Source organism: Atopobium sp. BS2, assembly GCF_000565075.1.
Lineage (GTDB): Bacteria > Actinomycetota > Coriobacteriia > Coriobacteriales > Atopobiaceae > Lancefieldella.
Genome location: NZ_JDFG01000006.1, coordinates 1 through 7,414, shown reverse-complemented (window position 1 = coordinate 7,414; position 7,414 = coordinate 1). Strand labels below are relative to the sequence as shown.

Genomic DNA, 7,414 nt, shown 5'->3' with positions numbered 1-7,414 from the left:
GGCTGAACACACCTATGACAGATAATCTGTCAAAAAGACGTATACATTACACTGAAAATACCTCAAACGTGCAGATTATCTTCATTAGGTGTGTAATATGCCCGCAATTGTGCAGAATATCTGTCATAGGTGTGTTCCTTAGAAGCGGAATTTACCTATAGTTAGATTTTTTATATATTCCTATTCATTTTTAAGCATATTAAATAAAGTTTATGCATAAAAATGTATATCAGGCAGTGATACCGCCTGCTGACTGATTATCTTGATTAGGAATACGGCAATTCTTCAGCAAGACCTACCAAAACCGCACTATTTTGCACGGCAAGCCTAAAAGCCGCCACCAACACGCTGCAGAAACGCAAAAAGAGCTCTCGCACCTGAAAGATGCGAGAGCTCTTCCTCGAAACGTTACATCTACCTGCAGGCTAGCGCTCGCCGGCGGCGCGACGCTCGGCGTACTCGGCAGCAAGACGAGCCTGAATGTCGTGCGGGACCTGCTCGTATCCTGCCAGCTCAACGGTATATTCACCCGTTCCGCGCGAGAGGGACCTCAGTCTTGTAGCGTAATCGGTAACCTCAGCGTATGGAATCGTCGCCTTAATGGTGGTTTCACCAGCGGAAACACCGGTGCCTGAAGACATTCCCTCAACGCGACCGCGAGAAGCGGAGACGTCACCCATGACGGAACCTGCGTAACTGTCTGGAACGGTGATCTCCAGGTGAGCCATAGGCTCCAAGAGAACAGGTTCTGCCTGGTCAACAGCCTTCTGGAAACCAATGCGAGCAGCGGTCTTGAAAGCCATCTCGTTGGAGTCAACTGGGTGGTAAGAGCCCTCGTAAACAGCAACTTTAACGTCAATCATAGGATAACCAGCCAAAACGCCTTCACGCATGGTCTCCTGAACGCCCTTATCAATAGCGGGGATGAAGCCGCGTGGAATGTGGCCGCCTACGATTTCGTCCACAAACTCGTAGCCTGCATCTGGGTTTGGCTCAATGCGCAGCCAGCAGTCGCCGTACTGACCGGAACCGCCGGTCTGCTTCTTGTGCCTACCCTGAGCGCTTGCAACTCGACGGATCGTCTCGCGATATGGGATGCGGAGCGCAACCTTATGTGCGGAAACGCCGGCTCGCTGCTCAAGACGCTCGAGAAGAACGGCTACTTGTGCCTCGCCGATTGCAGAAACAATGGTCTGGCCGGTGTCCTCATCACGCTCAACTTTAAGGGTTGGATCGGCGTCGGCGGCTTTCTCCAGGAACGCGAAGAGCTTGCCCTCGGTACCGCGCTCATCAGGCTCAATAGCCGTGCGGTACAGGGAGTTGGGGAACCTAAATGCAGCAGCCTCAACCTTACCGGTAACGGAAAGCGTGTCGCCCGTCATGGCCTCGAGCTTTGGAACTACTACGATGTCACCGGCCGCGGCGGTGCTCACATCAGCTGTTTCTTTGCCGCACATACGATACAGGTGAGAAAGGCGCTCGGGCTTGCGTGTGCGAGCGTTGATAAGCTCGGAACCTGCAGAAACAGTACCTGCAAGCACCTTTACAAACGTAAGCTTGCCGTTCTGTGGATCCTGCAGCGACTTGAAGGCAAACGCAACAGGGCGCTCGTCATCAGGTGAAATATCAAGCTGCTCGCCGTTCACCAGCGGAATGCGGCCAAAGTCAGACATAGTTGGGAACCAGCCGTCAACAGCATCAAGCAGGGAGATAACGCCCTCTTCGCGGACGCAAGAGCCCGAGAAAACAGGAACAAAAATGCGCTCCATAAGGGCCTTACCCAGCAGGCCTTCAAGCTCTTCCTGCGTAATTTCTCCGCCCTCAAGGTAGCGCATCATCAGCTCATCGTCGGCCTCAACAACCAGCTCGGTCAGAGCGGCGCGAGCAGCCTCTGCTTCTGCTTGGAACTCGGCAGGAATATCGGTGACCTCAGGCTTGCCGTCTACCAGCTTGCGCGCCTTCTGATGGACAACGTCAATGATGCCGGAGAATGCCTCGCCAGAGCCCATTGGAATAGTCACTGCACCAAGCGAGGAGCCAAAACGGTCCTGAAGCATAGCCATTGCGGTCTCGTAGTCTGCATCAGGGCGATCCAGGCGGTTGATAAACAGTGCGCGGCAGAGAGACAGGTCCTCGGCGGCAAACCAAAGCCTGGTGGTGATAGTGCCAGGTCCACTAGCTGCATCAACGACAAACAGCGCAGTCTCAACAGCGCTCATTGCCGAATAGGCGTCACCCACAAAGTCAGGATAGCACGGCGCATCAAGCACGTTAATGCGTGTATTTTCCCAGGTAATTGGTGCGATAGTAGTAGAGATAGAGAATCCGCGCTCTGACTCTTGTGAATCGTAATCAAGCGTGGGCTTTGTGCCTGCGTGGCCGCCTAAACGAGTGGTTGCACCCGTCAGATGCAGCATTGCCTCAGCAAGCATGGTTTTGCCCACGCCACCTTGGCCCACCAGGACCACATTCTTTACCTTAGAAACATTTTTTTCGGCCATGATGCCTCCTCTGACTGCGGCAAGCAGCCGAGAAGGTCAGCCGATAGTACGCGCCCGAGTCTAGCGCGATATGCCTCGGCCCTTCCTGCTACTTACCGAACAAGAAAACCTCTAGCCACCCTACCGTACCGCAAAGCGCAAAAAGAGACACCCACCATTCGATAAACGACATACGGTGGGTGTCTCAAAGTTTCTTCTCGACAGAAGATTTTATACTGTTACCGCAGGTAGATGGTGCGAAATCGCAGAACGCTGCCCGCGTGCATCACAAAAGTTAGATTCTAACTCCTCGGTGAACGGTGTTGTTAAAGATCAGATAGCCGATAATTGCGTTCACCAGCGACAGCGTAACAAAGATAATGTTTGGCAGCGTCTCGTTAACTACGCCCGTTGACGAGCTAAATGAGTCGATAACTGGAGCAATCATCATCATGAACGTGCCGCCAATGACAAACATGGAGCCTAACGTGCCCGCAAGAGAAGACACCGTGACCGAAAGACTCCTCTTGGTGATATCGATGACAGAAGTCCAGTCAAAGTTTGGACGTCGAATATCAATGGCTAGGCCAACGTTAGACACCAGGAACACAATGCAGAGCGGCAGAATAACGTTTCTCAGGGCCGTTTCAATGGTGATGTGACCAGGAATCAGGAAGAAAATCTGGGTCACAACGCTGAAAATGAGCACGTAAAGCATGTTCACGGCAATCTTTGCGCCAAAAATCTGCTTTGAAGATACAGGCATAGTTGCCATCAGCCAGTTTGAGCGGCCTTCCAGCGAGTACGAAATAGCAGCGGAGTTGGCAGCGCAGAACATCGAGGTGCCAAACCAGGTGGTTATCATGCCAAAGATGGTTCTTGCCAAAGGTAGATAGCGCGGAACCTCGGACGCAGGAACAAAGTAGGCCACGATAGACGACGTGCTAAAGAACATGGAAATAAAGGCGAGAATAACCATCAGCAAGCAGCCAAAAAGCATGTTTATAAAGACTGCTGGGTAACCTGTGATGGTCTGAATCTCTTTTCTGATCAGAGCAACAAAAGGCGTCGCGGACTTGGTGGAAATCTGTTTGGTGGTGAACTTCTTCTGGACCTTATCCTCGCTTACCAGCGCATTAATGCGGTCATTGAAGCGAGAAATGATTGCCACAATTGCTGCAGGAGCTCCAACAGAAACCAGGACAAACAGCAAGAAACTGACAAGAGAGCCGGAGTTGAAGAAATCCGCAATCCACAGTGATGGAAGATAAACTACGCCAACTGAACTTGCAACGCTAAAGACGGTGTTCTGGAAGTTATCCACCACACCTGGGACAAACTTGTCTGCATTGAAAGATACCGTAAAGATAAAGAACAGATAGGCGACCATAAATAGAAGACCGAACGCTCCGCCGATAACCACGCCGAGTGACTTGAAGTGCAGCTTTGCAGCAAGGGCAGCAACCACAAAAGCCAAGAGAATTGCAGCAGAAACCGCAAGGTTAGGCCCAAGAAGAAGCGCGAACAAGGCACCAATCAAGCGTGGAAGTGTAACAGCCTCAAAGGTGAAGTAAGCCAAAAAGACTGGCAGCATAATGACAATAGACCAGATACCCTCTGCAGCATACAGAGCTGCTACGCGAGAATAAATAATGGTGCTCTTTTTGATTGGAAGCGACATGATAAAGTCATAATCCTTGTACGCAAAAAGCACGCCATTGGCCTTTACAAACGTCAAAATAATACCAGGTAGAGCGCCAACAAGAATTCCTGCCAGAGGAAGCAGCCTTGTGAAGCCAGCAATGGCTAGAGTTGTCGCAATGCCGTAAATGTAAACCATCATGAAGAGCGTGCCAACAACTACAAAAATACCACCGACAATAGGCAGGGCATTTGCGCCAACCTTTTTCTCAAAATTCTTTCGAGCACCTATAACCTGCGTAGTCCAAATCATGGTGATCTGAACCTTAAGCAGCATCCAGAACACTTTGAGATCGGAAGGCAACTTAAGCTCAGAGCGATTGAGAATAGGAACTTGACCAGCACTTACTTGAGCTGGAATAAAGACATCTCCTGATAGTTGCAGGTTCTGCTCAGGCACATCGGGGCGCTGAGGAGCCTGTGGAACATTGTTTGCCATGACTAGTTCTCCTTAGGGAAGGAGGGAGGAACTGGAGCGCCTGGAGGTACTGGTGCGCCGGGTACAGTTGGAGCTGCGGGTGCTGCGGGTGCTGCGGGCGCAGCTGGAGCTGCAGGTGCGGCGGGTACTGCGGGCGCGGCTGGTGCTGCAGGTGCTGCAGGTGCTGCAGGAATGACTGGCTGAACAGTGGCGCCGTCCTTTGTGGTGGCCATATCCTGAGCAATCTCGGCAGAAACGCCAGGAGCGCCGGCTTCAAGACCAAGGAAGACTTCCTCGAGCGAGGCATTGCCGCGAATCTCGTCCGTTTTACCTGCAGCAAGAAGCTTGCCCTGACGAATAATTGCAATTTTATTGCAGAGTTTCTCGACAACCTCAAGAACATGTGACGAGAAGAACACGGCAGATCCGCGGTCGGCAAGCTCGTGCAGCATCTTCTTCAACTCGAAGCTTGCTGCTGGATCCAGGCCAACAAATGGCTCGTCCAAAATGATAAGCTTTGGCTCGTGGAGCAGGGCGGAAATCAGAACCAGCTTCTGTTTCATACCGTGAGAGTAGCTGCCAATAGCGTTTGCCAGGGAATCAGTGATGCCCAAGCGGTTGGCCAACGTAGTAATGCGCTCGACGCGGTTCTCTGCAGGAACGCCAAAGATGTCACTGACGTAATTGAGGTACTTAATGCCGCTCATGAACTCGTAAATGTCTGGGTTATCTGGGACGTAAGCGATGACCTGCTTTGAGCCAACAGGGTCAACCAGCACATTCTTTGAATCCACAAAAATGACGCCGCCCTCAAATGGCTGAGCACCAACGATAGACTTGATAAGCGTGGTCTTACCTGCGCCGTTGTGGCCGATAAAACCGTAGATGTCGCCAGGCATAACGTCGAGCGAAAGGTCAGAAACAGCTACCTTGGAGCCATACTTCTTGGTAAAGTGCTGGACGCTCAACACGGGAACAACCTCGCCAGGAGCCGCTGGTGTTGGGGCTGCTGGGGCTGGGGCCGGTGCGGGAGAAGCCGCAGACACAGGCGCAGCGGCAGCTGCAGGTGCGGCTGGTGCGGCTGACGCGGCGGGAGCCGCAGGAGCAGCAGGAGCAGCGGGAGGTACGGGAGCGTTAGGAACAGGTGGCTGTGGAATATTGTCGGCCATGTTAGTTTCCTTCTTCCAATTTATCTATCTTGTTCACACGAGTGTCTTGAACTTTTGGAGAGCGCTTTGCCCTTCTCAGAGCATCGCGCAAAATCCATTCTACCTGAGCGTTAGTTGAACGCATGTCGTCTTGCGCCCAGCGTTCAACCGCCTCCCAGACTTCTGGAGCTACACGAAGTGGATATTGTTTGCGAGGTGCCATGGGTTTCTCGCCATGCTTTACTGCTGCAAGGAACCGGTATTAAGCACAGGCTGGGCCTCGGACTCACCGCAGAGAACAACCATGAGGTTGGAGGCCATGACAGCCTTGCGATCCTCGTCAAACTCAACAACGCCATTCTCGGACAGCTGGGTAAGGGCCATGTCAACCATGGAAACGGCGCCCTCGACGATCTTTTTACGTGCAGCGATGATTGCCTCTGCCTGCTGGCGGCGGAGCATTGCCTGCGCAATCTCGGGAGCGTAGGACAGGTGCGTGAGGCGAGCGTCGTCAACGGTGATGCCAGCAACAGAAAGGTTGCGGCTCAGCTCGGACTGAAGCGCCTCGGAGACCTCCTCGATGTTGGAGCGCAGGGTAATTGCGGTGTTGGACTCGGACTCGTCCTCCATGTGGTCGTAGCTGTAGATGCTCGCGACGTGCCTAAGCGCGGTCTCTGCCTGCATAGCAACGTAGCTGTCGTAGTCGTCGACGTCAAAGAGGGCCTTTGCGGTATCGCTCACGCGCCAAACAACAACCTCTGCGATCTCGATTGGGTTACCCATGCGGTCGTTGACCTTGAGGACGTCGCCGTTCAGCGTGCGAGCACGGGTAGAAATGATGGAGGTGTGCACGTTTACACTTGGAGTAACGCCTGCAGCGAGAGAAGAAAGGTCACCCACGTTTGTAGAAAGAGTCTTGGCGTAGTAAGGATTTGCCCAGCGAAGACCCTCGTCCTTAACGGTGCCAATATACTTACCAAACAGCACGCAAACCTTTGCTTGACCAGGCTGAAGGCTGAACAGGCCACTTGAAACAAACATTCCTGCAAGGAAGAATACCAGCGCGCCAATGATGCTAGGGAACGATGGATCCAGGCGAGGATTTCTGTCTGCAGCGATAGCGCTGAGTACAAAATTCAGCGTAAACAGGGCTGCAACTGCAAAAAGAACAATAGTAATCAGCAGGAACAGCCAACCACTCTTGGACTTAATGATTTTCTCGGTGCTCATAAGATCTCCTTTGTGACAATGAGCTTTCTGTTGGCATCATTGTGATATCACATTGATTGCAAGTCAATAGAAATTTTTATTTAAATGTTGTTCAAAAATACCAGGTAAGGCGGTGGTTTTCCTGCATGCGTTGCGCACTCAGGAGCATGTCTGGTCGCGTGCATTGAAATGCCAGTTGACCTGTAGAGCCTGGACCAAGCGCGCCTGACCGTGCGCTTGACCGTGTGTGATGCGCAAGGCGAGAAGTTCTTCTCTTCGAGAATTGCAGCTGAATCGCAAGGCTTACATCAAGCGCGCCTGACTTCTGCAAAGATTCTGTAACTTTTGCCTGATAACACCAAAGAATCTGTGGATTTGCCTGATTTCTGCAAAGAATCTGTACTTGAATTGTCAAAGCAAGTGCAACGTTTGGTGATGGTAGACTTCCCAAGGGCACT

The 7,414-nt window shown here is 52.1% G+C and carries 6 protein-coding genes; all 6 read right to left on the bottom strand.

The window, feature by feature from the left end:
- Positions 1-425: 425 nt before the first annotated feature.
- On the bottom strand, positions 426-2,501 hold the full coding sequence (locus HMPREF1492_RS00525) for an elongation factor G (protein WP_035433006.1): 2,076 nt from the start codon (positions 2,499-2,501) through the stop codon (positions 426-428).
- Positions 2,502-2,775: 274 nt separating this feature from the next.
- Positions 2,776-4,620: a hypothetical protein gene (locus tag HMPREF1492_RS00520; RefSeq protein WP_035434875.1), complete on the bottom strand. Its 1,845-nt coding sequence runs from the start codon at positions 4,618-4,620 to the stop codon at positions 2,776-2,778.
- A 2-nt stretch (positions 4,621-4,622) separates the two neighbouring features.
- Positions 4,623-5,768: an ABC transporter ATP-binding protein gene (locus HMPREF1492_RS00510; RefSeq protein ID WP_232215572.1), complete on the bottom strand. Its 1,146-nt coding sequence runs from the start codon at positions 5,766-5,768 to the stop codon at positions 4,623-4,625.
- Position 5,769: 1 nt separating this feature from the next.
- Positions 5,770-5,970 carry a type II toxin-antitoxin system antitoxin gene (locus HMPREF1492_RS00505; protein WP_035428195.1) on the bottom strand — a complete coding sequence of 67 codons (201 nt, stop codon included), beginning with the start codon at positions 5,968-5,970 and terminating at the stop codon, positions 5,770-5,772.
- Between the two features lie 17 nt (positions 5,971-5,987).
- Positions 5,988-6,977, bottom strand: a complete 990-nt coding sequence (locus tag HMPREF1492_RS00500) for an SPFH domain-containing protein (protein ID WP_035434873.1) — start codon at positions 6,975-6,977, stop codon at positions 5,988-5,990.
- Between the two features lie 91 nt (positions 6,978-7,068).
- On the bottom strand, positions 7,069-7,414 hold a 346-nt coding region (locus HMPREF1492_RS07725; protein ID WP_035434871.1), incomplete at its 5' end, for a hypothetical protein.